The sequence below is a fragment of the Kitasatospora sp. MBT63 genome (genome assembly GCF_000710465.2).
GTDB lineage: Bacteria > Actinomycetota > Actinomycetes > Streptomycetales > Streptomycetaceae > Kitasatospora.
The window spans coordinates 1-3599 of the sequence record NZ_JAIZ01000120.1 but is presented as its reverse complement, the minus strand read 5'-3'; the positions used below and the strand labels follow the sequence as shown (position 1 = coordinate 3599).

General features: G+C 71.1%; 1 pseudogene. It reads left to right on the top strand.

Features of this window, described 5'->3' with window-relative positions:
• Window positions 1–93: 93 nt before the first annotated feature.
• Window positions 94–3599, top strand: a pseudogene (locus AA75_RS08110) (RHS repeat protein); the annotation flags it as partial.

The window sequence follows — 3599 nt, the reverse complement described above, 5'->3', positions numbered from 1 at the left end:
CTGACGCCGGCCAAGGCGAAGGCGCCGGCGTATCCGGTGCCGGGGGAGTGGAAGCCGCCGGCCGCGGCTGCGGCACCGACCGGGTCGGCGACCGTGTCGCTGGCGGACGGCAAGGCGGTGCAGGCCGGGAAGCTGCCGGTCAAGGTCGCCAAGGGTGACCGCGGTGCGGTGAAGTCGGTGCAGGTCGAGGTGGCCGGGAAGGCCGGCGATGACGCCGCCGCCGGTGCCCGGGTGACGCTGACCGACACCGACGGCGCCGCGGGGTCCGCGGACAGGAGTGTGAAGGTCGCGCTGGACCTGAAGGCGCTGCAGGGCGCGGGCTGGGCGGACCGCACCGCTCTGGTGGCGCTGCCCGCGTGTGCGGCGGTGACGCCGGACGCGCCGGGCTGCCAGGAGCGGACGCCGGTGGCCTCGACGGTGGACCCGAAGACCGGTGTGCTGACCGCGGAGGTCGCGCTGTCGGCCGCCCCGGCGGCCGCTCCGGCGGCCGCTCCGGCCGCACCGGGTGCGGCGGGTGTGGTCAAGGCCGGGTTCGTGCAGGCCGCCTCGTCGTCATCGTCGGCGGTGCTGGCGACGACGACCGGTGCGGGCGGCGCGATGGGGACGTACGCGGCGACGCCGCTGTCCTCGTCGGCGGCCTGGGGCGCCGGTACCAACATCGGGAACTTCACGTACGCGTACCCGGTGACCACGCCGCCGTCGATCGGCGGGTCGGGCCCGGACATCGCGCTGGGCTACGACTCGTCGTCGGTGGACGGGAGGACGTCGTCGCAGAACGCGCAGGCGTCGTGGGTCGGTGAGGGCTGGGACTACCAGCCGGGGTTCGTGGAGCGGTCCTACCGGGGCTGTGACAAGGACGGGATCACCGGTTCGGGTGACCAGTGCTGGGCGGGGCAGAACGCGAGCCTGAACCTGGCGGGCCATTCGGGCACGCTGGTGCGTGACGATGCGACGGGTGTGTGGCGGCTGCAGGGTGACGACGGCTCGAAGGTCGAGCAGTTGTCGGGTGCGGCGAACGAGGCGAAGGGCGGCGAGTACTGGAAGGTCACCACGGCCGACGGTGTCCAGTACTTCTTCGGCCTGAACCACCTGCCGGGCGGCAATCACGGTGACTCTGCGTCGAACTCGGTGGAGTACACGCCGGTGTACTCGCCGAACAGCGGCGACGACTGCTACAACGCCGGTACGGGCAAGGGTTCGTGGTGCCAGGAGGGCTGGCGGTGGAACCTCGACTACGTCGTGGACCCGCACCAGAACCTGGTCACCTACCGCTACCAGCAGGACCTGAACTACTACAGCCGCGGCGGCGGCCAGAACAACGGCACCGGCACGCTCACCGCGTACGTCCGCTCCGCGGAGGTCACGGAGATCGGCTACGGCCAGCGCCTGCCGGAGCAGGTCGCGGCCAACGGCTCGCTGAAGCCGGGCGCGAAGGTGCTGTTCACCACCACCGAGCGCTGCACCGCCTCGGGGTCGGTGACGTGCACGACCGCGCAGCGCACCAAGGCCAACCAGAACAACTGGCCCGACTCGCCGTTGGACCAGGCCTGTGCCTCCAGCGGCGCCTGCACCAACTACGGTCCGACGTTCTGGTCCCCGCTGATGCTGGCGAAGATCGACACGCAGGTGCTGGTCGACGGCGCCTACCGCGCGGTGGACTCCTACGAGCTGAAGCACACCTTCGCCGACCCGGGTGACGGCACCAAGCCGTCGCTGTGGCTGTCGTCGATCCTGCGGACGGCGACCAACGGCCAGGCGGCGCAGTCGCTGCCGGAGGTGAAGTTCACCGCCCGCGAGCTGGCGAACCGGGTCGACGGTCTGACCCCGGCGCAGCCGGCGTTCAACCGTCCGCGGATGCAGCAGATCACCACCGAGACCGGTGGCCAGATCAACGTGGTCTACCAGGACACCGAGTGCTCCCGGGTGAACGGCCGCATGCCGTCCTCCGAGGACGGCAACACCATGGCCTGCATGCCGGTCAAGTGGTACCTGCCCGGCCAGTCCTCGCCGGACCCGGTGAGTGACTGGTTCCACAAGTACCTGGTGAAGTCGGTGACCGAGCAGGACGCGGTGACGGGTTCGCTGGTCAAGTCGACGGACTACTCCTACGGTGGCGGCGCCGCCTGGCACCGCAACGACGGTGAGTTCACCGATGCGAAGTCCCGGACGTGGGACGACTTCCGCGGCTACCGGACGGTCACCGTCACCGCGGGCAGCGGGTACGCGGGCGAGGGCCCGAAGTCGCAGCAGGTCAGCACCTACCTGCGGGGCATGAACGGGGACGTGAAGGCGGACGGCTCCAAGCGCGCCGTCACCGTCTCCTACACCCCGTACCCGGGTGCGGCGGCGGTCAACGTGGTGGACGAGAAGTGGCGTACCGGGAACCTGCTCGGCAGCCAGGGCTTCGACCAGGCGGGCGGTTCGGTCGTCAAGGCCTCCGCGACGGTGAACTCCGGTGAGGTCACCCGCGGTACGCACAAGCAGCAGAACGGCATGCCGGACCTGGTGTCGCGCTACGACTCCACGGTGAGCACGGTGAGCCAGTGGGGCCGGCTCGCGGACGGCTCCTGGCGGGGCGTGTCCACCGTGACGACCACCGATCCCGCCAACGCCAACCGCGTGGTGACGGTGGACGACAAGGGTGACGGCAGCGCCGCCACCCCGGAGGTGTGCACCACCACCGGTTACGCGGTCGGCTCCGATGCGATGATGCTGGAGCTGGTGGCCGAGGAGAAGGCCGTCATCGGCGGGTGCGGTACGGCGGCGAACGCGGGCAACACGGTCAAGGACACCCGCACGCTGTACGACGGCAAGCCGTTCGGGCAGGCCGGCGCGGTGGCGGACCCGACCGGCACCGAGACGCTGGACAGCTACGACGGCAACGGCCAGGCGCACTACGCGACGCTGACCACGGCCACGTTCGACGCCTACGGGCGTCCGGCGACCGTCAAGGGCACCGACGGCGGCACGACCACCACGGCGTTCAGTCCGGCGGCGGGTGCGCTGCCGACGAGGACCACGGTCACCGGTCCGATGGGCGCCTCCTGGGCGACGTCGCAGACCCTCGACCCGGGCCGCGGCCTCCAGTTGGTGGCCACCGACCCGAACGGGAAGGCGACCACCCGGCAGTACGACGCGCTGGGCCGCCTGACCGCGGTCTGGTCCCCGGACCGGGCGACCAACCTGAGCGCGAGCGCCACGTTCTCGTACAGTGTCAACGGGGTCACCGGACCGTCGGTGGTCACCTCCAAGGCGCTGAACGAGGACGAGAGCTACGCGGTAAAGACGGAGCTGTACGACGGTCTGGCGCGGCTGCGGCAGACCCAGTCCAGCCCGGCGACCGGCGGCACGGGCCGGCTGATCAGTGACACGGTGTACGACTCGCACGGCTGGGCGATCAAGACGTCGTCGCCGTACTTCGAGGCGACCACCGCCCCCAACGGCACCGTCTTCCTCCCCCAGGACTCGCAGGTCCCGGCGCAGGAGTGGGTGACCTTCGACGGGCAGGGCCGTGCGGTGTCGACGGCGTTCATGTCGTACGGGCAGCAGCAGTGGGTGTCCACCACCGCCTACCCGGGTGCGGACCGCACCGACTCCAC